Annotated in this window: 25 protein-coding genes; 14 read left to right on the top strand and 11 right to left on the bottom strand. The window is 64.1% G+C overall.

Features of this window, described 5'->3' with window-relative positions; genetic code table 11:
* The first annotated feature begins 427 nt into the window (after window positions 1-427).
* Window positions 428-874: a PAS domain-containing protein gene (locus AAHM40_RS25425; RefSeq protein ID WP_120654678.1), complete on the top strand. Its 447-nt coding sequence runs from the start codon at window positions 428-430 to the stop codon at window positions 872-874.
* 230 nt (window positions 875-1,104) lie between these two features.
* Here the strand turns inward: AAHM40_RS25425 and AAHM40_RS25420 are convergent, their stop codons facing one another.
* Entirely contained in the window at window positions 1,105-2,052 is a 948-nt protein-coding gene (locus AAHM40_RS25420; RefSeq protein WP_342247170.1) for a MerR family transcriptional regulator, read from the bottom strand.
* 233 nt (window positions 2,053-2,285) lie between these two features.
* Here AAHM40_RS25420 and AAHM40_RS25415 point away from each other — a divergent pair, with 233 nt between their 5' ends.
* The 7 genes from AAHM40_RS25415 to AAHM40_RS25385 all read left to right on the top strand — a co-directional run bounded on the left by AAHM40_RS25415 (window position 2,286) and on the right by AAHM40_RS25385 (window position 6,079).
* Window positions 2,286-2,852, top strand: a complete 567-nt coding sequence (locus AAHM40_RS25415) for an antibiotic biosynthesis monooxygenase (RefSeq protein WP_342247169.1) — start codon at window positions 2,286-2,288, stop codon at window positions 2,850-2,852.
* Window positions 2,853-2,932: 80 nt separating this feature from the next.
* Complete coding sequence (folM, locus tag AAHM40_RS25410; protein ID WP_342247168.1) at window positions 2,933-3,643, top strand: dihydromonapterin reductase; 711 nt, start codon at window positions 2,933-2,935, stop codon at window positions 3,641-3,643.
* Window positions 3,644-3,663: 20 nt separating this feature from the next.
* Window positions 3,664-4,224: a GTP cyclohydrolase I FolE gene (gene folE, locus AAHM40_RS25405; RefSeq protein ID WP_342247167.1), complete on the top strand. Its 561-nt coding sequence runs from the start codon at window positions 3,664-3,666 to the stop codon at window positions 4,222-4,224.
* Between the two features lie 3 nt (window positions 4,225-4,227).
* Complete coding sequence (gene folX / locus AAHM40_RS25400) at window positions 4,228-4,599, top strand: dihydroneopterin triphosphate 2'-epimerase (protein ID WP_028630443.1); 372 nt, start codon at window positions 4,228-4,230, stop codon at window positions 4,597-4,599.
* 87 nt (window positions 4,600-4,686) lie between these two features.
* Entirely contained in the window at window positions 4,687-4,980 is a 294-nt protein-coding gene (locus AAHM40_RS25395) for a DUF1244 domain-containing protein (RefSeq protein WP_342247166.1), read from the top strand.
* A complete protein-coding gene (locus tag AAHM40_RS25390; protein ID WP_342247165.1) occupies window positions 4,977-5,318 on the top strand; it encodes a HopJ type III effector protein in 342 nt (113 codons plus the stop codon). Before AAHM40_RS25395 ends, AAHM40_RS25390 begins: the two co-directional genes overlap by 4 nt.
* Before the next feature lie 173 nt (window positions 5,319-5,491).
* Entirely contained in the window at window positions 5,492-6,079 is a 588-nt protein-coding gene (locus AAHM40_RS25385; protein ID WP_342247164.1) for a putative glycolipid-binding domain-containing protein, read from the top strand.
* Between the two features lie 341 nt (window positions 6,080-6,420).
* Here the strand turns inward: AAHM40_RS25385 and trxB are convergent, their stop codons facing one another.
* Complete coding sequence (gene trxB / locus AAHM40_RS25380) at window positions 6,421-7,368, bottom strand: thioredoxin-disulfide reductase (RefSeq protein WP_342247163.1); 948 nt, start codon at window positions 7,366-7,368, stop codon at window positions 6,421-6,423.
* Window positions 7,369-7,655: 287 nt separating this feature from the next.
* Here trxB and cysZ point away from each other — a divergent pair, with 287 nt between their 5' ends.
* Window positions 7,656-8,423: a sulfate transporter CysZ gene (gene cysZ, locus AAHM40_RS25375; protein ID WP_342247162.1), complete on the top strand. Its 768-nt coding sequence runs from the start codon at window positions 7,656-7,658 to the stop codon at window positions 8,421-8,423.
* A 63-nt stretch (window positions 8,424-8,486) separates the two neighbouring features.
* On the opposite strand, the gene AAHM40_RS25370 is transcribed toward cysZ, so the two are convergent.
* On the bottom strand, window positions 8,487-8,771 hold the full coding sequence (locus tag AAHM40_RS25370) for a hypothetical protein (protein WP_342247161.1): 285 nt from the start codon (window positions 8,769-8,771) through the stop codon (window positions 8,487-8,489).
* A gap of 451 nt (window positions 8,772-9,222) precedes the next feature.
* On the opposite strand from AAHM40_RS25370, the gene AAHM40_RS25365 reads away from it, so the two are divergent.
* Complete coding sequence (locus tag AAHM40_RS25365; RefSeq protein ID WP_342247160.1) at window positions 9,223-10,407, top strand: glycosyltransferase family 4 protein; 1,185 nt, start codon at window positions 9,223-9,225, stop codon at window positions 10,405-10,407.
* Here the strand turns inward: AAHM40_RS25365 and AAHM40_RS25360 are convergent.
* From AAHM40_RS25360 to AAHM40_RS25340, 5 genes are all read right to left on the bottom strand, one after another.
* Window positions 10,404-10,592 carry a hypothetical protein gene (locus AAHM40_RS25360; RefSeq protein WP_342247159.1) on the bottom strand — a complete coding sequence of 63 codons (189 nt, stop codon included), beginning with the start codon at window positions 10,590-10,592 and terminating at the stop codon, window positions 10,404-10,406. The two genes, AAHM40_RS25365 and AAHM40_RS25360, sit on opposite strands and share 4 nt — an antisense overlap.
* Window positions 10,593-10,934: 342 nt before the next feature.
* Entirely contained in the window at window positions 10,935-12,044 is a 1,110-nt protein-coding gene (locus AAHM40_RS25355; RefSeq protein ID WP_342247158.1) for an NADH:flavin oxidoreductase, read from the bottom strand.
* A gap of 57 nt (window positions 12,045-12,101) precedes the next feature.
* Window positions 12,102-12,692: a TetR/AcrR family transcriptional regulator gene (locus tag AAHM40_RS25350; protein ID WP_342247157.1), complete on the bottom strand. Its 591-nt coding sequence runs from the start codon at window positions 12,690-12,692 to the stop codon at window positions 12,102-12,104.
* Between the two features lie 189 nt (window positions 12,693-12,881).
* Complete coding sequence (locus tag AAHM40_RS25345) at window positions 12,882-13,364, bottom strand: glutathione peroxidase (protein ID WP_028630433.1); 483 nt, start codon at window positions 13,362-13,364, stop codon at window positions 12,882-12,884.
* Between the two features lie 126 nt (window positions 13,365-13,490).
* Window positions 13,491-13,976, bottom strand: a complete 486-nt coding sequence (locus AAHM40_RS25340; RefSeq protein ID WP_028630432.1) for an FKBP-type peptidyl-prolyl cis-trans isomerase — start codon at window positions 13,974-13,976, stop codon at window positions 13,491-13,493.
* Here AAHM40_RS25340 and AAHM40_RS25335 point away from each other — a divergent pair.
* The 4 genes from AAHM40_RS25335 (at window position 13,945) to AAHM40_RS25320 (ending at window position 18,624) form a co-directional block, all read left to right on the top strand.
* On the top strand, window positions 13,945-14,271 hold the full coding sequence (locus AAHM40_RS25335) for a DUF3565 domain-containing protein (protein WP_342247156.1): 327 nt from the start codon (window positions 13,945-13,947) through the stop codon (window positions 14,269-14,271). The two genes, AAHM40_RS25340 and AAHM40_RS25335, sit on opposite strands and share 32 nt — an antisense overlap.
* On the top strand, window positions 14,271-15,437 hold the full coding sequence (locus tag AAHM40_RS25330) for an acetate/propionate family kinase (RefSeq protein WP_342247155.1): 1,167 nt from the start codon (window positions 14,271-14,273) through the stop codon (window positions 15,435-15,437). Before AAHM40_RS25335 ends, AAHM40_RS25330 begins: the two co-directional genes overlap by 1 nt.
* A 22-nt stretch (window positions 15,438-15,459) precedes the next feature.
* The gene (gene pta / locus AAHM40_RS25325) at window positions 15,460-17,496 is read left to right on the top strand and encodes a phosphate acetyltransferase (RefSeq protein ID WP_342247154.1); all 2,037 of its coding nucleotides are present in this window, start codon (window positions 15,460-15,462) and stop codon (window positions 17,494-17,496) included.
* Between the two features lie 222 nt (window positions 17,497-17,718).
* A complete protein-coding gene (locus tag AAHM40_RS25320; RefSeq protein ID WP_342247153.1) occupies window positions 17,719-18,624 on the top strand; it encodes an acyltransferase in 906 nt (301 codons plus the stop codon).
* A 79-nt stretch (window positions 18,625-18,703) separates the two neighbouring features.
* Here AAHM40_RS25320 and AAHM40_RS25315 read toward each other — a convergent pair whose 3' ends face one another.
* The 3 genes from AAHM40_RS25315 to AAHM40_RS25305 form a co-directional block, all read right to left on the bottom strand.
* Window positions 18,704-19,018, bottom strand: coding sequence for an EthD family reductase (locus tag AAHM40_RS25315; RefSeq protein ID WP_280284509.1), 315 nt, complete (start codon window positions 19,016-19,018; stop codon window positions 18,704-18,706).
* 113 nt (window positions 19,019-19,131) lie between these two features.
* Window positions 19,132-21,288, bottom strand: a complete 2,157-nt coding sequence (locus AAHM40_RS25310) for a putative bifunctional diguanylate cyclase/phosphodiesterase (protein ID WP_342247152.1) — start codon at window positions 21,286-21,288, stop codon at window positions 19,132-19,134.
* Window positions 21,269-24,997 (bottom strand): response regulator, encoded by a 3,729-nt coding sequence (locus AAHM40_RS25305; protein WP_342247151.1) that lies wholly within the window; start codon window positions 24,995-24,997, stop codon window positions 21,269-21,271. Before AAHM40_RS25305 ends, AAHM40_RS25310 begins: the two co-directional genes overlap by 20 nt.
* Window positions 24,998-25,167: the final 170 nt, after the last annotated feature.

The following is a 25,167-nucleotide window of genomic DNA, read 5'->3' as shown; positions in this document are numbered from 1 at the left end:
TTCGTCACCGCACCTTTGGGTGCGGCGTCGACTTTTCAAGATTTCCCGTTACCCCAGCCGTTCGACTTTGCGCTACTACCCCGATTCAAAAAGCGGGATACGTTAGACGGCGTAGCGATATCACTCGGAAGGTGGCAGCTAGAGCAGCAGCGCTGGGAGTAACACAGGAATAAGGGACTCTCAACGACCCAAAGGGCTGCTGATACCTGACTCTGCCTCCACCCGGGGGGAGTCCTTATTCATTGAAGTGACATATCCAAACCACGCGGACCAGGTTATCGATCACTTCATCCTTTCGCCAACAGATGGCAGACCTCAGAACATGGGTACTCCGAGTCTTAAGCGAAATGCCGCGCATTATGCCGCAACTGGCAGCGGGCGCAGGATGCCTTAGACTGCTTCCGGTCAGGTCGAACGAGCCGAGAAAATGATCAACGCCAAGCTGCTGCAACTGGTAATAGACGCCTCCAACGATGGCATCGTGGTCGCCGAACAGGAAGGCGAAGACAACATCCTGATCTATGCCAACGCCGCGTTCGAGCGCCTGACCGGTTACTCCCGCGACGAAATCCTTTATCAGGACTGTCGCTTCCTCCAGGGCAAGGACCGCAACCAACTGGGTCTGGCCGCCATTCGCCAGGCGATCCGCAATGGCCAGCCGAGCCGGCAGATCCTGCGTAACTACCGCAAGGATGGAAGTCCCTTCTGGAACGAACTGTCGATCACCCCGGTTCTGAACGAGTCCGACCAACTCACCTACTTCATCGGCATCCAGAAAGACGTCACCGAACAGGTGGAAGCCCGTCAGCGGGTGCGTGAACTGGAAGCGGAGTTGGCCAGCCTCAAGGCCGAGCTGGCGGCCTTGAAAGGCTGAAAAAAACCGGTAGCCCAGGAAAGGTGAATAAATCGGCCACCGGTAGCGCAGACAAAATCTGTACAAAACAAATTTTTGTACAGGTATTTGTATAGAATTTGATCGACGAGCCAGCAAGGGCTGCTCGTCTCTTCCTGCCGAACGGTCACCTGAAGCGCGGCGTGCCGGGTATCTAGCCGGCACGCAGCCTTATCCTCGATGAAGTCGGCGAAAGACGGGCGAAAGCAGCTTCAGGTATCCAGGTGACCGGAAAGGAACTGCCGCAGGCGCCGCTGCATCAGTCGTCCCTCGCTGCCGAGGCAGGCGACGGGCGTGCCGTCGAGTTCCTCGCTCATCAGGTCGGCAGTATCGCCGGCCAGGGCCAGGGGGCAGTCCAGGCCCCGGGCCAGCCGGTTGAGTTGCTGGCCAAGGTCATCGTCCGGCGGCTGGTTGGAGAACAGCACCATGGCCTGGGGCTGCAGCTTGCCGCAAACCATCTCCAGCTCGGCCAGCGGCTGACCCAGGCCAAGTACGCTGATGGCCACCTCGCTGCTGCCCAGCATCAGGCCGGCCACCAGCAGCTCCAGTTCACGCCCCTGCCCTGGCAACGGCGCCAGCAGCACGCGTTGCTGCTGGCCGCTGCGGGCCAGTTGCAGACGCTGCAGGACGCGGGCGCGGAGGAAGCTGTCGAAGAAGACCCACTCGCTGCCACGACCGAACTCATCCTGACGCAGCAATAGCGCCTGCCAGACCGGCATCAGCACATCGGCGAAGGCCACGTGCAGGGGATAGGTGGAGAACACCTGGCCGTAGACCCGCTCCAGCTCCGATTCGTCCAGGGTGGACAAGGCCTTGTGCACCTGGGCGCGCCGCTCGCTCCACTCCCCTGCGGCCGTTTCATGGTGAACCGGCGCCACCGGCACCTTCGCCGCGTGGCTGCGGGCCAGCAGTTTGCCCACCTTGCTCACCGAGACGCCGCGCTCGATCCAGGCGAGGATGCTGCGTACCGCCTCGACATCCGCCATTGAATAGAGGCGGTGACCGCTGTCGGTGCGCGTCGGTTGGATCAGCCCGTAGCGCCGTTCCCAGGCCCGCAGGGTGACCGGGTTGACGCCCGTCAGGCGCGAAACTTCCCGAATCGGGAAGAGTTCTTCCTGTTTCAGGGCGCGGGATGCGAGGGATGAACCGGATTCGGTCATGGCGGGCAATCGTCAGGGGAAAGATTCACGCAGTTTAAACCTTGCGGCGGGGATTCCAATTGGCCGCAGGCCACGGAAAGCGCGCCACGACCCGCCGGTCATCCTTCACGCTGGCGCTTTGTTGAAAAAACGGAATAATCCTTGCGTCTTTTTTTGCGCAGCCCACCACCCCGGCGCTGCGTAATGTGCCACAGCCCTACCCGGGCGGGCACCCGGTTGCAAGGAGATACACGATGTCTGCCGATCCCGTCACGCTGATGGTGGCCCGCCGCGTCGCCCGCGAGCGCTACCACGACTTCATGGCCTGGCTGCGCGAAGGCGAGCAACTGGCCGCCGACTTCCCGGGTTATCTCGGTTCGGGCGTACTGGCGCCACCGCCGGATGACGACGAATTCCAGATGATCTTTCGCTTCACCGACGAGCCGACCATGGCCGCCTGGGAGCACTCCGCTTCGCGTCGCGCCTGGCTGGAACGCGGTACCGGCTTGTTCGAGCGACCCCACGAGCACCGCGCCCTGGGCCTGGATGCCTGGTTCGGCAAGGCCGAACAGCGCCCGCCGCGCTGGAAGCAGAGCGTGGCCATCTGGCTGGCCTTCTTCCCGGTATCCCTGGCCTTCAACCTGCTGTTCGAAGGCGCGCTGGGCGATTTGCCGCTGGCCGTGCGGATCCTGATTAGCACCCTGGCGCTGACGCCACTCATGACGTATTGGTTCATCCCGCTTTCCACCCGTCTGCTGGCGCCCTGGCTACTGGGCAACCGCTCAACCTCGTTACGCAACCAGGCGGCGCAACCGCGTTGAAGCACACCGCCCGAAAAGTTGTACAAGCCCCACCCCTGGTATAACGTGGCCGGCCATGGTCCTCAGATTTCGAGGCGTCGATGAGCCGATCCGCTGCCCCCATCCTGATTACCGGCGCCAGCCAGCGCGTCGGCCTTTACTGCGCCGAACGCCTGCTGGACGACGGCCAGCCGGTGATCATCAGCTACCGCACCGACCGTGACGGCGTCCGGCACCTGCGCCAACGCGGTGCCGTGACGCTGCAGGCGGACTTCTCCAGCGAAGCCGGCATCCTTTCCTTCATCGACTCGCTCAAAGGCTGCACCGACAGCCTGCGCGCCATCATCCACAACGCCTCGGACTGGCTCACGGAAGCGCCCGGCCAGGAGGCCGAGGCCTTCCAGCGGATGTTCAACGTGCACATGCTGGCGCCCTACCTGATCAACCTGCAGTGCGAGGAACTGCTGCGCCGCAGCAGCCCGGCCGACATCATCCACCTCAGTGACGACGTGGCGCGCAAGGGGAGCGAAAAGCGTATTGCCTACTGCGCCAGCAAAGCCGGGCTGGACAACCTGACGCTGTCCTTCGCCGCGCGCTTCGCCCCGCACATCAAGGTCAACGGCATTGCGCCAGCATTGGTGATGTTCAATGCCGATGACGACGATGCTTACCGCAAGAAGACCCTGGCCAAGTCGGCGCTGGGCATCGAGCCCGGCCCGCAGGTTGTCTATCAAGGCCTGCGTTACCTCCTGGACAACTCCTACGTCACCGGAACGACCCTGACCCTGAACGGCGGCCGCCACCTCAAGTAGGCGCCACAAGGACTGCCACCATGAACGATGATCTGAACCGGCACTACCGGGAAATCCTGCTGGGCCTGGGCGAAGACCCGGACCGTGAAGGCCTGCGCGACACGCCCAAGCGCGCCGCCAAGGCCATGCGCTATCTGTGTCACGGCTATGAACAGAGCCTGGACGAAATCGTCAACGGCGCCCTCTTCGCCTCGAACAACGACGAGATGGTGACGGTCAAGGACATCGAGCTCTATTCCCTCTGCGAACACCACCTGCTGCCCTTCATCGGCAAGGCCCATGTGGCGTACATTCCCACCGGCAAGGTGTTGGGGCTGTCGAAGATCGCCCGCATCGTCGACATGTTCGCGCGGCGGCTGCAGATCCAGGAAAACCTCACCCGCCAGATCGCCGAAGCGGTGCAGCGGGTGACCGACGCCGCCGGGGTGGCGGTGGTGATCGAAGCCCAGCACATGTGCATGATGATGCGCGGCGTGGAAAAGCAGAACTCGGTGATGAGCACCTCGGTGATGCTCGGGGCTTTCAGGGAGTCCCAGAACACCCGCCACGAATTCCTGAAACTGATCGGACGGAGCAACTAGAGAATGCCGAGACTGGAGCCCGGAATGGCGCGAATTCGCGTCAAGGACCTGCGCCTGCGCACCTTCATCGGAATCAAGGAGGAGGAAATCCTCAACAAGCAGGATGTGCTGATCAATCTCACCATCCTCTACCCGGCTGCCGAGGCGGTGCGCGACAACGACATCGACCACGCGCTGAACTACCGCACCATCACCAAGGCGATCATCCGCCACGTCGAGGAAAACCGCTTCGCCTTGCTGGAGCGCCTTACCCAGGAAATCCTCGACCTGGTGATGGCCAACCCCAGCGTGCGCTATGCCGAAGTGGAAGTGGACAAGCCCCACGCGCTGCGCTTTGCAGAATCGGTTTCGATTACCCTTGCCGGCCACAGATAGGCCGGTGAGCAGCGCTGTTTACCGAGGCCACGGAGGGCTCTTATCATCCCCGCCAATTCCTCCCGAAAGCCCCAGGAGAATCCTGCCATGACCGAGCAAGAACGCCTCGAACTCGAAGCCGCCGCCTTCCGCCGCCTGGTGCAACACCTGCGTAGCCGCCCCGACGTACAGAACATCGACCTGATGAACCTCGCCGGTTTCTGCCGCAACTGCCTGTCCAAGTGGTACAAGGCCGCCGCCGACGATCTCGGCATGGACGTCACCCCGGACCAGGCGCGCGAAGAGATCTACGGCATGCCCTACGCCGACTGGAAAGCCAAGTACCAGAAAGAAGCCAGTGCCGAGCAGCAAGCAGCCTTCAACAAAGTGAACAAAGAATGAGCAATCTGAACGACTTCCGCGCCCGCCTGCACAGCGACCAGCACGTCTTCGCCGACACCCTGGCGTTCATCGCCGCTGGCTACGACTACCAGCAGAGCGCCTTTGCCAATGGCCCGGTGGAGAACGCCGCTGGCCAGAACGAAGGCTCCTGCAAGACCCTCGGCCTGGCCCTGCTGGAAGGCTTCAGCCTGGAAGAGACCCTGCTGGCCTTTGGCGAGCACTACCGCTCCGTGCTGGCCACCCCGGAGGGCAGCGATCACGGCAATATCCGCGCCCTGATGAACACCGGTCTGGCGGGTGTGCGCTTCGAGCGCCAACCGCTGCAGCGCAAGGCCTGACCCCAACCGACCGCCCCGTCCGGGGGCGGTATTCTTACGCTTTGGCTTCCGTTCTCTGTCAGCAAAGGCTGACATCAATCTGCCATCCAAACGAGTAGGATTCTCATCAGATAGCTGTGGAACTACCGGAATCCCCACAGGAAAGCCCCACTCTCTCTGCCGGGAGCACACGGATGCAGCAATCCCTCGTATGGAAGCCCTTGACGACGCCCGGCGTGGAAAGCCTGCGCCTGTCCATGGATGAAACCGGTATCCATGCCAGCAGCCACCTGATCCAGAACCGCAATGGTCACAGCATCGCCGCCACCTACGTGCTGGACAGCGACCCGCGCTGGCGCTTCCGCCATCTCTGGCTGAAGGTGGAAAATCAGGGATCGCGCAGCCTGCGCCTGAGTCGTGACATCCGCGGCCGCTGGATGCTCGACGGCCAGCACCGCCGCGACCTCGACCAATGCCAGTTGGTGATGCTCTCCGGCACGCCCTTCACCCACACGCCAGCGCTGCATCGTTGCGACCTGGGGACGGGTCAGAGCGAGCAGTTGCACGTTGCCTACATCGACCTGTCGAGCATGCGCGTGGAAGCCCGCCACATGCGCTACCACTGCCTGCGCCAACAGCCCCAGCAAAGCCTGTATCGCTGCGAGGCGGAAGGCCGCAAGGCAATCGAGCTGACCGTGGACCGCCAATCCCTGCTGGTGGAAGCCCAGGGGCTGTACCAGCGCATGAGCGCGCGGACACTGTCGTTGAATACGTGGGTTTGATCCGTAGCGGAGCGACGCCCGCCCCCGCAAGGCAGACCCGGGTTAGGGTTGCGCGCTTCTCTCTAGGGACGAATTCATTCGCCAAGCAGGCCAAAGGGCTGCCATGCTGGGCACCCAAACGACCTGACGCCTCCCTCTCCCCCGCCCTGCGCCCCGGCCCGATCGCTGGAAGCGATGCTTTCAACTGCGTGCCGCTTCCCCCCAGAGGGCGAGGGGTGACTCACACTGGCCAGGCCCAATCCATCCTGAAGCTCATCTGCAGCCTGACGCCGTGATAGAAAAGTTGGCCTGACGCAAAAGGGAACCCGCATTGGCGGGGCTTTTCCACATCAGGCCGCGTCTCATTGCGCATCGAGGTAGCGCTCGACGTCCAGGGCGGCCATGCAGCCGGCGCCGGCCGAGGTGATGGCCTGGCGATAGACGTGATCGGCCACATCGCCAGCGGCGAAGACACCGGGGATGTTGGTGGCGGTGGCGTTGCCGTCACGGCCGCCGTTGACCACCAGGTAGCCGTCCTTGAGCGCCAGTTGGCCCTCGAACAGAGAGGTGTTCGGGGTATGACCGATGGCGACGAACAGACCATCCACCTTCAGCTCGTCAGTGCCACCGTCATTACGCTTGAGGCGCACGCCGGTGACGCCCATGTCGTCGCCCAGCACTTCGTCCACTTCAGCATTCAGCCTGAGTTCGATCTTGCCCTCGGCGATACGCGCCTTGAGCTTGTCCTGAAGAATCTTCTCGGCACGGAAGGTCTCGCGGCGATGCACCAGGGTCACCTTGCTGGCGATGTTGGCCAGGTACAGCGCCTCCTCCACGGCGGTATTGCCACCGCCCACCACCGCCACTTCGCGATTACGGTAGAAGAAGCCATCGCAGGTGGCGCAGGCGGATACGCCCTTGCCCATGAATGCCTCTTCCGAAGGCAGCCCCAGGTAACGGGCACTGGCCCCGGTGGCGATGATCAAGGCATCGCACGTGTAAGTGCCGCTGTCACCCACCAGGGTAAAGGGCTTGCCGGCCAGATCCACGGCATTGATGTGGTCGAAGACGATCTCGGTCTCGAATCGCTCGGCATGCTCCTGCATGCGCTGCATCAGCGCCGGACCGGTAAGGCCGTGGGGATCGCCCGGCCAATTGTCGACTTCGGTGGTGGTGGTCAGTTGGCCGCCCGCCTGCATGCCGGTGATCAGCAGCGGCTTGAGGTTGGCACGAGCGGCGTAGACAGCCGCGGAGTAACCGGCAGGACCGGAACCGAGGATGATGACCCGAGAATGACGTGCTTCGGACATGGCTGACTCCCGCCCTGCTGGGCATAAAAAGGGGCCACTGCGGCACTTGGGGAAGGCTTTGGGTGCAGTGGCCCCGTTGAACCGGGTCTGGCCGTCGGCGATTGGCCAGGAGTGGGCGCAAGGTTACTCAGAGTCCTTCGATAGCGGAAATACCCGCTCTCAATCCCGACCATAGGCCGCACCTATTGGCATAACGGCGATCAAATTTGTTCCGAGCTTTTTCCAGGCTTTCCACTGCGCCGGCAAAGCCGCTAAGGTCGGCGCGTTTGTAACCTTGGGGGACCACCATGCCTGCACCCGCACTAACCGGGCCGCAATACCTGGGCGAAGGACTGAAGCTTGTCCTGAGCCCCGGACTGCGCCTGTTCGTCCTGCTGCCATTGACCGTGAACCTGCTGCTGTTCGCCGCCCTGATCGGCTTCGCGATCGGGGAATTCAGCGGCTGGGTCGACGCCTTCATGCCCAGCCTTCCGGACTGGCTGAGCTTCCTTGAGTACCTGATCTGGCCCCTCTTCGTGCTGCTGGTGCTGGTCATGGTGTTCTTCAGCTTCACCATGCTGGCCAACATCATCGCTGCGCCGTTCAACGGCTTCCTCGCGGAAAAGGTGGAAGTGGTCGTGCGTGGCCAGGACGACTTCCCGGCCTTCAGCTGGGCCGAGCTGATGGCGATGATCCCGCGCACAGTGGGCCGCGAGCTGCGCAAGCTGGCCTACTTCCTCCCGCGTGCCGGAGCCTTGTTGATCCTGTCTTTCGTTCCGGGTGTGAACCTGTTGGCCGCTCCGCTGTGGATCGTTTTCGGTATCTGGATGATGGCGGTGCAGTACATCGACTACCCGGCGGACAACCACAAGCTCGGCTGGAACGAGATGCTCGCCTGGCTGCGGGAAAAGCGCTGGCAGAGCCTGGGGTTCGGCGGCATCACCTACCTGGCGCTGATGATTCCCTTCGTCAACATCCTGATGATGCCCGCCGCCGTGGCTGGCGCTACGCTATTCTGGGTGCGCGAGCAAGGTGACCTGGCGCTGCAGAAACAGGCCGGTCAGGTGGTTCGCTGACAGGCTAAATTGCACCTGCGGCAGGCCCCGGTCAGACCGGGGCTTGTCGCATCAGGACGGTAATCAGGCCTGGGGGCGGATGGGCGGATTTTCCCGCTGCAACTTCTTCTCCTCCTCTTCCTTGGCCTGCATCTCCATGCGCTGCTGGAAGCGCTCGGCGATCTTCTTCTCGACGTCCTCCCGCTCCTCCGGCGGCATGGCGTCGAGCTCCTCCTGGGTCAGCCCCATTTCCGCGAGGATGGCATCGCGGATTCTCTCGGCCGGTGACTTGTCCATGTACTCCTGGAACTTCTCCACCGCACTCTGGCCACCCAATCCCAGATCGGTCGGTAGTTCCTCGTTGCTCATTTCCAGCTTCCCAGCCGAGTTCTGCAGCTCTACCCGCATTCGGGCAAAGCCCTCCTCGGTTGCCTGCCAGGCCCTGTAGTCGCGCTCCGAACCGGGGGACGTTGTACGTCGAGGCTCCTCCTTCGTATTGATCCCGAACGGATCCTCACTCTCCTTCGATGTTTTGCCGTTGCGCAATCCAAGGCCTGACAGGGCACTGCCCGCCCCTAGCCCGCTGATCGAGTAGATTGCCACCTGTGCTGCTCCTGTAAGGAAATCCGCGGTTTGGCACTCAAGTACCATGCCATCTTCACCATTCGCTCCAAGGCCTTGAAAACAAGGGCTTCGCGGATTTTCCTTAGCGGAACTACCACACCCTGGTGCGGCAAGGTCTTGCCGCCTGCTGCCGGCAGTCACACAGCCGTAACCCGAGTGTCATCCGGGCTACATCGCCCTTCACGACACTGGTTCCATGACCATAGCGCCCCTGTACATCTCGCTGATCAGCGAAACCTTCCTGCCCGAAGTCAACGGCGTGGCCAATACCCTTGGCCGACTCTGCGACGGCTTGCGCGCGGCCGGCCATCGACTGCAACTGGTGCGCCCGCGCCAGTCCTGCGACAACGGCCGCAGGAGTGACGACGACCTGATGCTGATCCGTGGCTGGCCGCTGCCTGGCTACCCCGGACTGCAATGGGGCCAGTCCTGCCTGCACAAGCTGTTGCGCCGCTGGCGCCAGCGCAAACCGGATGTGCTCTACATCGCCACCGAAGGCCCGTTGGGGTTCTCCGCCCTGCGCGCCGCCCGGCGCCTGGGTATCCCGGTGGTGAGCGGCTTCCACACCAACTTCCAGCAGTACACCGGCCACTATGGCGCGGGTCTGCTGACCCGGTTGCTGACCAATTACCTGCGCTGGTTCCACAACGCCACGCGGCTGACCCTGGTGCCCAGCGTGAGTCAGTTGCAGGACCTGACCCGACGCGGCTTCGAACGCCTGCAACTGCTCTCCCGCGGGGTCGATGGCCAGTTGTTCAATCCCGCTCGCCGCTGCCCTGAATTACGTGCGCAGTGGGGCCTGGGCGAGCAGGACATTGCAGTGATCCACGTCGGCCGGCTCGCCGTCGAGAAAAACCTGGGCCTGCTCGGAGAAACCTTCCAGCGCCTACAGCAACGTTATCCACAGCTGCGACTAAAGCTGGTGGTAGTCGGTGACGGTCCGCAGCGGCTGCCACTACAGCGCGCCCTGCCGGACGCCCTGTTCTGTGGTGTGCAGCGAGGCGAGGAATTGGCTCGGCACTACGCCTCGGGGGATCTGTTCCTGTTCCCCAGCCTGTCGGAAACCTTTGGCAACGTGGTGCTCGAAGCCCTGGCCTCTGGCCTGGCGGTGGTGGCCTTCGACCAGGCCGCCGCAGCCCAGCATATTCGCCATGGCCACAATGGCGCCCTGGCCCTGCCCGATGAGCCGAGCAGCTTCACCGAGGCCGCCACCTGGCTGCTGGAAGACCCTGAATGCTTGCGCCGGGTGCGCCTCAACGCACGCATGCACGCAGGCCGCCAGGGCTGGGAAGCCATCGTCCAACAGTTCGAGCAGTACCTGCTGCATGCCCGCCACCCCGACGTGCAGGCCTCGGTCAGCAGTAGCCTGCCGCCACACTAGGAAAATGCAATGGCGGGAGCCGCAAAGGCCAGGCTCAGGGCACCACGCCCCAGGTTGATCGCCCCAATGGGGCTGAGCATCGCCAGATGCAGGGTCACACCACTTTCCGCACACGCCGCTTCCAGCTCAGCGAAGCCCGGCAGGTCACGTACCAGTGACAGCTCACCGGCATAACTGATGCACAACCTTCGGCAGCAGTTCGCTGTAGAACGCCTGTGTGGCCAGGGGAACGCGGCGATCGACCATTGAGTGTTCACCCATCCGGATACGCATGGGTTGCTCCTTCGGCCGGTGTGCCGGCGCTTGTTGTGATGCGCGCACAGTGACCGGGGGAGGACATGGTGCCAGCCCAACTGAATGAGGGTTTGGTGGGGAAATCGAACCCTCACCCCCGGCCCCTCTGCCGGGGGTAGAGGGGTGACTCACGCCTGGTATGACTTATCAAGGTTGCAGGTTCGGCGCCCTCTGGGAGAGGGCTGGGGCGGGGGGTGCAAAAGAAGCCCCGCGAGCGGGGCTTCTTCAACAACTTACGCCAGGCTCGTCAGCGCATCACGGCTGAACGGCAGGATGTCCTGCATCCGCCCTTCACGCACCTTCACGGCCCAGTCCGGGTCCACCAGCAGGGCGCGGCCCACGGCGACCAGGTCGAACTCTTGCTTGTTCAGGCGTTCCAGCAGGCCTTCGATATTGGCCGGTTGGGCGACCTTGTCGGTCTTGACCATGAACTGCAGGAACTCACCATCCAGGCCTACGCTGCCGACGGTGATGGTGGGTTTGCCGGTGAGCTGGCGGGTCCAGCCGGCGAGGTTGAGTTCGGAACCTTCGAACTCCGGCTCCCAGAAGCGGCGGGTGGAGCAGTGGAAGATGTCCACACCGGCATCGGCCAGCGGTTTGAGGAATTCACCCAGGGCTTCGGAGGTCTGCACCAGACGCGCGGTGTAGTCCTGCTGCTTCCACTGGGAGAAGCGGAAGATGATCGGGAAGTCCGGGCCAACTGCGGCCCGGATGGCCTGGATCACTTCGATGGCGAAGCGCGAGCGGTTGGCCAGGCTGCCACCGTATTCGTCAGTGCGCTGGTTGCTGCCTTCCCAGAAGAACTGGTCGATCAGGTAGCCGTGGGCGCCGTGGATTTCCACGCCGTCCATGCCGATGGCCTTGGCGTCGCGCGCGGCCTGGGCGTAGGCGGTAACCACTTCCTGGATGTCGTCCTTGGTCATGCCATGGACCACCACCTGGCCGTCCTTAACCTTCTCCGTCGGGCCGTAGCCGGGAACGCTGGCGTCCGGCTCGGTGCCCAGGCGACGCACGTTACCCACGTGCCAGAGCTGCGGAACGATGCGGCCGCCTTCGGCGTGTACCGCGTCGACCACCTCCTTCCAGCCGGCCAGGGCGTCTTCACCGAAGAAGCGCGGCACATGGGGATAGCCGTTGGAGGCCTTGTGACCGATGGTGGTGCCCTCGGTGATGATCAGGCCGACACCCGCGGCGGCGCGGCGACGGTAGTACTCCACGACCTTGGCGTTGGGCACGCCGCCCGGCGAGAAGGAGCGGGTCATGGGCGCCATCACCACGCGGGTGGGCAGTTCCAGGCCGCCAAGGCGGAAGGGTTCAAACAGGGCTTTTACGGGAGCGGTCATGGGTTCTCCTGTGGCCGGCCATATGACCGGTCGTCTCGGTTTCAAGGCTTTGGAAAATCAGGCCCGGAGCAGCAGCTCCAGGCGGTCGACGAATGCGGTCATGGGTGCGGTGCCGCCCCCCACTTTCAAGCGTGTCAGCACGCCCTGCCAGGCGTTGGCGATGAAGGCCGCGAGGTTGGCGCAGTCTTCATCGGCGCGCAGCTCTCCGGCGGCCACGGCGTCTTCCAGGCACGCCTGGAGGATGTCCACCGAGCCCTGAAGAATGCTTTCCACCTGCTCGCCGATGGCGGGCGACAGCTCGGCCATTTCGAAGCCGAGGCTGCCGATGAAGCAGTGGTACTCCGGCTTCTCGCGGCTGGAGAAATGCGCCAGCAGTTCGCGGTAGTAGCCGAGGATGCGCTGGCACGGGCTCAGGGCCGGATTGCCCAGGACCTGCGCATAACGCTCCAGGCGCGGCAGGTAGAGGTACTCCAGGGCCTGCACGGCGAAATCTTCCTTGCTGGCGAAGTAGTGATAGAAGGACCCCTTGGGGATGCCCGCGGCCTGGACAATCTCCTGCACACCGGTGCCGTGGTAGCCACGGCGGGTCATCACCTGGGAGCCCTTGGCGAGGATGAGGTCGCGTTTGTCGAGTCGGATACTGGTCATGGCGGCGAGCATATGACCGGTCGTCTCGCCCCGCCCAGCACTATTGATTTGCGTGATTGACGGCTACAAGCCCAGGGACATGTCGCGATGGGGAAACGTAGGAGCCAGCTTGCTGGCGAACCTCCTGCACCAGGCGCTTCGCGGGCAAGCCCGCTCCTACGGGTGAACAGTCAAGAGTGCGGGGGTGTATCAGGCCAGGGCCTTTTCGACTGACTGGATCAACGCGGGGTCATCCGGTGCGGTGCGCGGCGAGAATCGCGCCAGTACGCGACCATCTTTGCCGACGAGGAATTTCTCGAAGTTCCAGGTGATCTCGCCGGGGAACTCGGCGCCTTCGCCCGCCAACAGGCGGTACAGGGGATGGCGAGCCGAACCGTTGACCTCGATCTTGCTGCCCAGGGGGAAGGTCACGCCGTAGTTCAGGCTGCAGAACTCGCGGATCTCTTCCTCGCTGCCCGGCTCCTGCCCGGCGAACTGGTTACACGGCAGGCCCAGCACGGTGAAGCCCTTGTCGCGGTATTGCTGGTAGAGCTTTTCCAGCCCGGCGTATTGCGGGGTCAGGCCGCACTTGGAGGCGACATTCACCACCAGCACCACCTGGCCCTTGTAGGGCGCCAACGGCAGATCCTGACCGTCGAGCGCACGCAGATTGAGGTCGTGGAAGGCACTCATGACTGACTCCTCGAAAATCTCAGGGATTCCACAGCGGACAAAAAAGGCGCCCCGGGGCGCCTTTTCGGTTTTCTCAGCTTAGCAGCCGATTCGCGACTTGCCGGTTCGGCAGTCGCGGACGACCGGTCAGTGGTGGTGACCGCCTTCGCCGTGAATGTGGCCGTGAGCGACTTCTTCGTCGCTGGCTTCACGCACGGTGACAACCTTGACCTTGAAGTTCAGGCGCTGGCCGGCCAGCGGGTGGTTGCCGTCGACGGTGACGTCGTCGCCGTCGATGTCGCGGATGGTGACGATCTGCATGCTGCCGTCCGGGCCGGAGGCGTGAAACTGCATGCCGACTTCCAGTTGGTCAACGCCTTCGAACATCGCGCGATCCAGGGTGGCGACCAGCTCTGCGCTGTACTCGCCGTAGGCATCTTCCGGCTCGATGGCAACGTTCAGCTCGTCGCCAGCCTGCTTGCCTTCCAGAGCACGCTCCAGGCCAATGATGATATTGCCGGCGCCGTGCAGGTATACCAGCGGAGCGCCGCCGGCCGAGCTGTCGATCACCTCACCGGCGTCGTTGGTCAGGGTATAGTCGATGGACACAGCCTTGTTGGCGGCGATCAGCATGGTGCGAGACCTTCTGCAAATGAATGATGAAAGCGCAAGTTTAACCGCGCGGCCTGTCGATTGCGACCCGAACGCTGACGGGCGGCCCCGGCTGGTCGGCTACAGGCAAGACGAAGACGGTCACTGGGTCGCCGTGCTTTCCTGCGGCCATACTCAACACCTGAGGCACCAGCCGCCCTGGCAGTCCCGCGCGTGGGTACTCGATCCCAAGCAGCGCGCCGCCCAGTTGGGCTGCCTCTTCCCCTGCGGCTGGTGTGCCCAGGGAATGGCCGCCGAATCCTCCGAGGAAACCTGATGCCCGCACGCAACATCCTGGTGATCCACGCTCGCAAGACTTCCCTGCGCTTCGCCCTGGTCAACGAAGCCCACAGCCAGTTCATTCTCCACGGCATGGCAGACGGACTCGGCAGCCGCAACGCCGAACTGCGCTGGCAACGTGGCGGCGACAAGGACAGCCTGATGATCCCCAACGCCGACCACCGCTCGGCGCTGTCCCAACTGATGCCCATCGTGCTGGGCGCCGCTGGCAGCAAGCTGCACGGCGTCGGCCACCACGTCCTGCATGGCGGCGAACTGTTCAGCTCCGCCTGCCGCGTGGACGCCCAGGTGATCCGCCGCCTGCAAGCCCTGGTCCCGCTGGCGCCGCAGCAGATGCCGGCCAGTCTGGTGGGCATCGACGCCGCCATGCATCTGTTACCTAACCTGCCCCACGTGGCGGTGTTCGACACGGCCTTCCACCAAAGCATGCCCGAGCACGTCTATCGCCTTGCCCTGCCGGACGCCGTCTACCGCGACCACGGCCTGCGCCGTTTTGCCTTCCACGGCAACAGCCACCGCTACGTCAGCCGCCGCGCTGCCGAACTGGCCGGGCTTTCCCTCGGTGACAGCTGCTGGCTCTCCGCCCATCTGGGCGCGCACAGCTCCGCCTGCGCCATCGTCAACGGCCAGAGCCGCGACGCCAGCATGAACCTGGTGATGGCCACCCGCAGCGGCGACATCGACCCGCATCTCTACACCCAACTGCACCGCAGCCTCGGCTGGAGCCTGGAGAAGATCGACCAGGTGCTTCGCCAGGAAAGCGGCTTGCTTGGCCTCTCGGAGCTGGCCAGCGACATGCGCAGCCTGGAGCAAGCCCGCGACCAGGGTCACACCGGGGCCACCCTCGCCATCGAAGTGTTCTGCTACCGACTGGCCCGGACCCTGGCCGCCGTTGGGTGTGCCCTGCCGCAACTGGACGGGCTGATCTTCACCGGCGAGATCGGCGAGAATTCACCCCTTGTGCGCAGCCGTACGGTGGATCACCTGAAGCTGCTCAACCTGGCCATCGACAGCGAAGCCAACGCCCGTTGCGTGCGCGGCGTCGCCGGCCCCATCCACAAGCGTGGCCATCCGCGCGTGCTGGTGGTGCCTACCAACGAAGAGCGCCAGATCGCCCTCGATACCCTGGCCCTGCTCGCCTGAATCGCCTTAGCCAAGGAGTCCCATGCACTGTTTCTTCATCGCCCCGACCGGTTTCGGTGTCGGTCTCACCTCCACCAGCCTGGGCCTGGTGCGCGCCCTGGAACTGGCCGGCCTGCAGGTCGGCTTCCTCAAACCTGTGGCCCAGCCCCACCCCGGCGACCTTGGCCCGGAACGCTCCACCGCGCTGGTGGCCCGCACACACGGCCTGAATCCCCCCATGCCGCTGGCGCAATCCCAGGTGGAACGCATGCTCGCCGACGGCCAGCTGGACGAGCTGCTGGAAGAGATTACCGGCCTGTTCCACCAGGCGGCCCAGGGCAAGGACGTGGTCATCGTCGAAGGCATGGTGCCGACCCGCCACGCCAGCTACGCCGCACGCATCAACTTCCATCTAGCCAAGAGCCTGGACGCCGACGTCATCCTGGTGTCGGCCCCGGAAGACGAGAGCCTCTCCGAGCTGTCCGACCGTCTGGAAATCCAGGCCCAGCAGTTCGGCGGCCCACGCGACCCGAAGGTCCTCGGGGTGATCCTCAACAAAGTGCGCGACGAGGACTTCTCTCGCCGCCTCAAGGAGCAATCACCGCTACTTCGCGGCGACGACTTCCGCCTGCTCGGCAGCGTGCCCTGGCTGGAAGAACTGAACGCCCCGCGTACCCGTGACGTCGCCGACCTGCTGCAAGCCCAGGTCATCAACGCCGGGGACTACGACCAGCGCCGGGTACAGAAGATCGTGGTCTGCGCGCGCACCGTGCCCAATACCGTGCAGCAGCTCAAGCCGGGCGTACTGGTAGTGACCCCAGGCGACCGCGACGACATCATCCTCGCCGCCAGCCTGGCCTCCATGAACGGCGTGCCACTGGCCGGCCTGTTGCTCTCCAGCGACATCCAGCCCGACCCGCGCACCCTGGAGCTCTGCCGTGGCGCGCTGCAGGGCGGCCTGCCGGTGCTGGGGGTAGCCACCGGCACCTACGACACGGCCACCAACCTGAACCGGATGAACAAGGAAATCCCGGTGGACGACCGCGAGCGCGCGGAGAAAGTCACCGAGTTCGTCGCCCGCAACCTCGACCTCGACTGGCTGCGCAGCCGCTGCGGTGCGCCAAGCGCGACCCAGCGCCTGTCGCCTCCGGCCTTCCGCCACCGGCTGATCCAGCAGGCCCAGCTCGCCGGCAAGCGAATCGTCCTGCCCGAAGGGAGCGAGCCGCGCACAGTACAGGCAGCCGCCGCGTGCCAGGCCCGTGGAATCGCCCATTGCGTGCTGCTGGCCAAGCCAGAGGATGTGCACGCCGTGGCGCGCGCCCAAGGCATCGAACTGCCCGAGGGGCTGGAAATCCTCGATCCAGACCGGATCCGCGAGCGCTACGTCCAACCCATGGTGGAGCTGCGCCAGAGCAAGAGCCTGAACGCACCCATGGCCACCGCCCAACTGGAAGACAACGTCGTGCTCGGCACCATGATGCTGGCCCTGGACGAAGTGGACGGACTGGTCTCCGGCGCCATCCACCCCGCCGCCAACACCATTCGCCCGGCCCTGCAGCTGATCAAGTCGGCACCCGGCTACCGCATCGCCTCATCCGTCTACCTGATGCTGCTGCCGGAACAGGTGGTGGTCTACGGCGATTGCGCGGTGAATCCCGATCCCGATGCCAGCGATCTGGCGGAAATCGCCCTGCAAAGTGCGGACTCGGCCGAGGCCCTGGGCATAGTCCCGAGGGTGGCGATGGTCTGCGACTCGGCCGATGAAGCGGAACTGGCGAAAGTCCGCGAAGCCACCCGCCTGGCCCGTGCCGCACGTCCCGAGCTGCCCATCGAGGGTCCCCTGCCCTACTCCACCGCCACGCGCGATGGCCGCCCCACCGTGTTCGTCTTCCCCGACCTGGCCACTGGCGATGCCGCCTACAAGGACGCACAGCAGGGTCACCCTGTGGTCAGCGGCGGCCTGATGCTGCAAGGGTTGCGCAAGCCGGTGAACGACCTGCCCCGCAACGTCCTGGTGGACGACATCATCCACACCATCGCCCTGACAGCGATCCAGGCGGCGTGCGGCAGCGAAGCGTAGCTGCGACGGCTGCTGCGTTTGCTTGTAGGGGCGAATTCATTCGCCCCTACAACAGAGCCGACGAATTAGCCTCGCTCCCGACCGCCCGGTCACCCTTCGCGCTTGCAGTTGAGTGAACAACCGTTAACCTTGGCCACCATTCTGCCCGCAGTCAGGGAATGCCGCGGGTCCTACCCATAACGAGGTGGCCATGACCACCCCCGGTGAGGCTCCAACCCGTCCATGCTGAGTTTTATCCCTTCCCCGCTGCTCGGTGCCCTGGCGGCGTTGATGCTGACCCTCAACACCTTGTTCTGGTGCATTCCGCTGTTCGCCGTCACCTTGCTCAAGCTGCTTCTGCCCTTCCATGCGGCCAAGCGCGTGCTGAACTGGGCTGCCAGCTTCGTCGCCGAGGGCTGGATCAGCTGCAATAAGCTGTGGATGCGCCTGGTGCGCGACACCCGCTGGGACGTGGACGGCCTGGCCGGGCTGGACTACCAGCACAGCTACCTGGTCACCAGCAATCACCAGAGTTGGGTGGACATCCTAGTCCTGCAGCACCTGTTCAACCGCCGTATCCGCCTGCTGCGCTTCTTCCTCAAACAGGAGCTGATCTGGGTCCCGGTAATCGGCCTGTGCTGGTGGGCGCTGGATTTCCCCTTCATGAAGCGCTACTCCAAGACCTACCTGGCCAAGCACCCGGAGAAGAAGGGCAAGGACCTGGAAACCACTCGCCGCACCTGCGACAAGTTCCGCGACAATCCGGTGGGGATCTTCAACTTCCTCGAGGGCACCCGCTTCACTCGCGCCAAACACGACGAGCAGGACTCGCCCTTCCAGTACCTGCTCAAACCCAAGGCCGGTGGCATCGCCTTCGTGCTGGACGCCATGGGCGAGCAACTGCATTCGCTGGTCAACGTCACCATCCACTACCCGGATGGCAACCCGAACTTCTGGACCCTGCTCGCCGGCCGTCTGCGCAAGGTGGTGGTGCGCATCGAAAAAATGGAAATTCCCGGCGAGTTCATCGGCAAGAACTACGACCAGGACGAGCAGTACCGCCTGGCCTTCCAGCAATGGGTGAACCGCCTGTGGGAAGCCAAGGATGCCCAGCTGGTACGGCTGCACCAGCAGTTCCCGCCGGCCTGAGCCTCAACCGGGAGGACCACGCTTCGTCGGTCCTCCCGCCCGGATACGAAGAGCCCGCCGATTGGCGGGCTCTTGTTCTTCATGGCGTCTGTAACACCTCATCCACCTGAAGCAAGGGCGCCAGGTTGGTGTAGTTGGGGATATCGGCGCTGATCTCGTCGCCGTTCAGTTCCAGCGTGCTGCGCAATTCCTCCACCGACAGTACCCATAGGTTGGCCATGCAGATGAACGGCGCCACGGCGCCATCCGCTGCGGCCAAGCCCTTGCGCACTTCGACCTTCACCAGGTTTTCGCCGATCAGGCGGGTCAGGAGCGGGATGTGTTCCTCGCAGTAGTAGGTGAAATCGAACTTGGCGCCCGGTGCGTTGGGGTACGCCACAACAAAGCAGTACATGGAGCCTCCTTTTTGCGATAGGCCGGCGGCGTGATCCCGGATGCCCCGACAACTCAAGTGTAGGCCCGCCCGTTCGGGTGTGCGTGATGCCATTCTCTCCACCCACCCCCTCTTCATGGAGAGGGAGTGAGGCTTTCGGAGGCCTCTCGCAGCACGCTCCAGTCCACTACCCGCGGAAAGGCCTCGGCCTTGGCGACGGGAAGCCCCGGCGCCACCAGGAAACCCTGCATGAAGGTGCAGCCGTGCTCCAGCAGCCAGTCACGCTGGGCCAGGGTTTCCACCCCCTCGGCGATCACCTCCAGGCCCAAGTGGCGACTGAGGTCGATGATGGTGCTGACCACGGCGGCGTCGCGCCGCGACTCCAGCATGTTGGAAATGAACAGGCGATCAATCTTCAGGGTGTCCAGCTCGAAGTGACGCAGGTAGGCCAGAGACGAATAGCCGGTACCGAAGTCGTCGATGGCGATGCGCACGCCCAGGGCGCGCAGCTGCCGGAGCTGCTCGCGGGTCAGCTCCAGGTCTTGCATCAGTGCGCTTTCGGTGACTTCCACCTCCAGCTGCTCAGGCCGCAGGCCGAATTCGCCCAGCACTCGCCGCAGGTCGTCCACCAGCTGCGGCATGCCGAACTGCACCGGGCTGACGTTGAGACTGATCACCAGGTCCTCGCCGAAACTCGGGCGCCAGGCGCTGCACTGACTGGCCCCCTCCCGCAGCACCCAGTCACCCAGGCGGTTGATCAGGCGAGTCTCTTCCAGCAACGGGATGAACACATTGGGCGCCACAGTGCCTGCGACCCGGTGTTCCCAGCGCAGCAAGGCTTCGAAGCCCCGCAGGCGGCCGGTCTCCAGGTGGACCTGCGGCTGGTAGACCAGGTGGAAGTCGTTCTGCTCGATGGCGTTACGCAGGCTTTCCTCCAGCATCAGCCGGGAGCGGGCGCGGCCGTTCATCTCCGGCGAGTAGAAACGGTATTGCTGGCGACCGGCGCGCTTGGCCTCGTACATAGCGATGTCGGCCGCACGCAGCAGGCCATCCACGCTCTGCCCGCACTCGGGGAAGCAGGCGATGCCAACGCTGGCGCCAAGGGTGATGTCGATGCCCTCGATGCGGTGGCGCACTGACACCAGTTCGATCAGTTTCTCCGCCACCCGCGCGGCGTCTTCGGGATGATCGAGGGTATCCAGCAGCGCTGTGAACTCGTCTCCCCCCATGCGCGCCAGGATGTCGTAGGGGCGCAGGCAATTTTTCAGCTGTTCGGCCACTCGCCGCAGCACGCGGTCACCGGCCTCGTGGCCGAGCGAGTCGTTGATCAGCTTGAAGCCATCCAGGTCCAGGTAGAGCACCGCCATGCGCTTGCCGTTGCGCTCGATGCGCGCCAGGGATGCCTCGAGCGCCTGGTGGAAGCCACGCCGGTTAAGCAGCCCGGTCAAGGCATCGGTGATGGCCTGGGACTCCAGTTGCGCATGCAGCTGGCGCACCACCGACATATCCAGGGCGATGACCACCATGGAGCGCTGCAGTCGTGGCAGGGGCGATGACGACAACGCCACCGGCAGGCGCTCGCCCCCCATGGTCTTGAGGCTGGCATCGTGCAGGCGGTAGGTCTCGTTGCGCTTCCAGTAACGGTAGAAATCCGACAGTTTCCATTCGGCGGCCATCTCAGGATGCCCGATCAGGCTCAGCAGCGGCTGGCCCTCCAGATCGTCCACCGCGCCCTGGAGCATATGCGCCATGGCCGGGTTGGCGAAGCTGATGATGCCGTCTTCGCCCACCACCAGGATGCCTTCCGCGGCGTTTTCCAGCACCGAGGCATTGAAGGCTCGGGCACTGTCCAGTTGCTGGCTGAGCTGCAGCAGGTCGCGCCGGTTGCGCTCATGGGCCAGCAGGGACTGGATCTTGTGGCGAAGCACCTGGGGGTCGAAGGGTTTGAGGATGAAGTCCACGGCCCCGGACGAATAACCGCGCAGCACGGCGTCCTGGGTGTGGGCAATGGCAGAGATGAAGATGATCGGCGTATAGCGGGTCAGCGGGCTGCTGCGCATCAGCCGGGCCACCTCGAATCCATCCATGCGTGGCATCTGCACATCCAGCAGCACAAGGCCGACTTCTTCCTCCAGCAGGCATTTCAACGCGGCCTCGCCGGAATCCACGGTACGCACTTGCCATTCGCCGTCGTCCAACAACGCTTCCATGGCGGCAAGGTTCTCCTGGCGGTCGTCCACCACCAGCAGGATGTTGGCCGCAGAGGCCTCCTTAAGCTGCAGGTGCGCCATGGCGACCTCCTGGTTGTTCCAGCCAGCGGTAGAGCATGTCCAGCAGTTCCTGGCGACTGATCGGCTTGGCCAGGTAGTCGTCGGCGCCGGCGGTGATGCATTTCTCCCGGTCGCCCTTCATCGCGTGGGCGGTCAGGGCGATGATCGGGATGCCACAGCCGTGCTCCTGCTTGAGCACACGGGTGGCGGTGTAGCCGTCCATATTGGGCATGGCCATGTCCATCAGGATGAGGTCGAAGGGTTCGCGCTGGAAGCAGGCGATGGCTTCCAGTCCGTCGCGGGCGGCGGTGACCTTCATGCCGGTTTCGTCGAGCAGGGCACTGAGGGCGTAGACATTCCGCACGTCGTCGTCCACCAGCAGCACACGGCTGCCTTCCAGCGGGTCCACCACCGAGCCGGCCTGTGGTTGGCGCAGGCCAGCCAAGAAGCCCTGGACCGCCGAGCTGAGGTTGTCGAGGTCCTCGCCTGCCTTGCGCACGACCACCGCTGAGTAGCGTCGCAGGCGCTGCAGGTTCTGCTGGTTGACGTCGACTCCGGTATTGATGACGACCCGGGAGCCCTCCAGGGGGCGTTCACGGTCGAGGCTGTCGAGCAACTCGAAGCCATCCTGGTCAGGCAGGTCGAGATCGATCACCAGGGCGGAGAAATCGCTCTGCGCATAGGCTTTGCGGGCACCCTCGCCACTGGCGCTGGTCACCACATCGAAGCCCAGTTGCTCCAGGTGCTCGCGATAGTGCTCGCGCTCCACCTCGACATCCTCCACCAACAGCAACTTGCGCTCCTCCGGCGGACGGCCCCCCTCCAGGTCCTGGAACACTTGCTCCAGGTCCTCTCGGGCAATGGGCTTGACCAGGTAGCGAGTGGCGTCCTCGTTCCAGTCCTGGGGCTGAGGGACGCAGGAAATGATGTTCACCGGGGTAGTACGGTGGTTCGCATGACTGCGCAGGCGTCGGTAGATCTGCCAGCCGCTGATATCCGGCAGCAGGATGTCGAGGATGACCGCGGCGAAGCGCTCATTCTGCAAGAGCGCGATGGCCTGCTTGCCATTGCGGCAATGAACACTGGAGAACCCATGGGCCTGGGCTTCCTCGGCCATCACCGAGGCGAAATTGACGTCATCCTCGACAATCAGTACCGACGGACCCTGGCCGCCGCGCACTGGCTGCATGGGCCCTTCATCGTCCTTCGGCTGGCTGGCAGCCACTGCCACCGGCAACCGAACGGTGAAGCGCGACCCGCGCCCCGGTACGCTTTCCAGCGAGATATCACCATCCAGGGCAAGCACCAGCTGACGGGTGATGGCCAGGCCCAGGCCGGTGCCCCCGAAGCGCCGGCTGGTCGAGCCATCGATCTGCTGGAAGGCCTGAAAGATACGCTCGTGCTGGTCCTCGGGAACGCCAATACCCGTGTCGCGGACGACGAAGCGCAACACCTCGCGCTCGTCGATGGCCGCGGCCGGATCGAGTTCGACCGACAGCTCCACATCGCCCTGCTCGGTGAACTTGAGGGCGTTGGACAGCAGGTTGCGCAGGATCTGGTGCAAGCGCACCCGGTCGCTGTGGATAACCCGCGGCACGCCGGCCTGGACGTGGGTAGAGAGGCGCAATCCCTTGATCTCGGCCATGGGCCGCAGGCTGCCGTCGAGCTCGGCGAGCATGTCCTGGACGTTGAGCGGTTCCAGCTTGAGTTGCATGCGCCCGGCTTCGACCTTGGCCAGGTCGAGAACATCGTTGATCAGTTGCAGAAGGTCGCTGCCGGCACGGTGGACGATGTCGGCGTGACGAGTCTGTTTTTCGGTGAGGTTGCCGACCATGTTCTGACGCAACTGATCGCTAAGGATCAGGATGCTGTTCAGCGGCGTGCGCAGCTCATGGGACATGTTGGCAAGGAATTCGGACTTGTAACGATTGGCCAGCATCAACTGCTCAGCCTGGTCACGCAGTCGCTGTTCGGCCGCCCGGCGTTCGCTGATGTCGATGATCACCGCCTGCACCAGCAGTTCGCGGCCAGCGCGAATGGGCGACAGGCCCACTTCCAGGGGAATCTGGCGACCATCACGATGCTGCCCGAACAACTCGCGATTGTTGCCCATGCGCCGCTGCTCGGGCTTACGCTGGAAGCCTTCGCGCAACGCCACATGGGCCTCACGCAGGGCCTCGGGCAGGAGCATCTCGACCGGCGAACCGAGCATTTCCTGGCGACTATGGCCAAACAGTTGCTCGGTCTGGCGGTTGACCATGGCGATCCGCCCCTGGGTATCCACCAGGACGATGGCGTTGGGCGACGCCTCGACCACAAGGCGAAAGCGCTCTTCGGCGCTCTTGCGCGCCTGCAGGTCCACCAGGTTGATCAGGTAACGCTGATTCGCGCCGTGGTTCATGCTGCTCAGGGTCAGCGCCACCGGGATTCGCTCCCCCCCATCCTGCTGCGCTTCGACTTCGGTCAGCTGAGTAGGGGACTGGTCACCGTCACTCGCCTCCAGCACCGCCATGTTCGGCAGGTAGCGCTGCAATCGCTGCCCCAGCAGAAACTCGGTATCACAGGCCAACAGATCACCGGCACTAGCATTGGCCATCTCGATTCGACCTTGGGCATCACAGATAAGCGTGGCCACGGGCAAGTGCTGCAGCAGCAGGCGGAAGCGCTCCTCACGCTCGGCCAGCGCGACGGAAGATGACAGGCTGAGCTGCAATTGCCGCTCGCGCGAATAGAGGTAGCCCCCCGCCAGCAGCGAGAGCAGTAGCGCAGCCGCCAGGCCCGTCCAGAGGCTGAAGGCGATGCGGTCATTGCCCAGCATGGCCTCGTACTTTGCCGTGCTGCCTACGCCCAGCACCCAGGTGCGGCCGAAGAGTTTGAGTTCCTCGACCCGATGGAAGCGCGGCGGGTGGTTTCCGTCGGACGCTTCCAGCATAGGCGCGCCAGGACTTGCAGCGTCCTTGAGGTCGATGCTGTAGAGACTGCTCTGGGTGCCCAGGATTCCTTCCATCAGGTCGTTCACACGAAAGGCGCCGCAAACCATGCCGACCAGTGCTGCGCGACGCTCCTCGACGGTGACGCTGGGCGCGTCTGGGCGATACACCGGCATGAAGAGCAGCAGCCCGCTTTGCACGTGCTGTTCGGTTTCCTGCCGCAGCGTGACAGGCCCAGTGAGGATGGCCTCGCCGGTATCCCGGGCAAGATCGACAGCCTCCCGGCGCACCGCCTCGCTGAGCATGTCGAAGCCCAGGGTGCGCCGGTTGCGCCAGTCCATAGGGCTGCTGTACTGCACCACCAGGTACTCGTCTCGCGGCTCCGGGGGAAACACACGGAACTCACGGCGCCCCTGGTCCCAGATCTCGCCGACGAATTCGTTGAGCTCCGGGTGCTTCAGATAACGCGCCCACGCCAGCGCCTGGATGCCCGGATAACGATCCTGCAACTGCAACTGGTCAGTGGCCCGCGCCCACTCCTCGGCCGACACGGCAGCACTGCCCACCATCAGACCAGACATGCCGCGCAGGACCATCTCGTAGGCGCGCATCCGGATGCCGACGCGCTGGGCAATTTCCTCCGCCTCGATCTTGAAGCGTTGCTCGTACTCGCTACGGTTGCGCGCTTCCAGGGCCAACCATTGCCAGAGCACCAGCCCCCCGAGAACCAGCATCAGGGTCAGGGTTACCAGCACTGGCAGCAGGTATTTGCGGGAAAGGGGGGATTGACGATCGTCCATGCAGTCTCCTGTCCATTCCATGGCCGTCGCTGCGTCTCTGGGTACGCGGGCGAACGGTTCAGGCGGGGCTCAATGGAACCCTGCATCGCAGTCTAGACAGGAAAGTGGGAACTGGCGTTGAGCCAGTAATTGCACGACGAGCGGCAGAAACGACGAGGGCCCCCACACCG

Source organism: Pseudomonas sp. OTU5201 (assembly GCF_038440135.1).
Classification (GTDB): domain Bacteria; phylum Pseudomonadota; class Gammaproteobacteria; order Pseudomonadales; family Pseudomonadaceae; genus Metapseudomonas; species Metapseudomonas resinovorans.
This window is presented reverse-complemented; position numbering and strand designations above follow the sequence as displayed.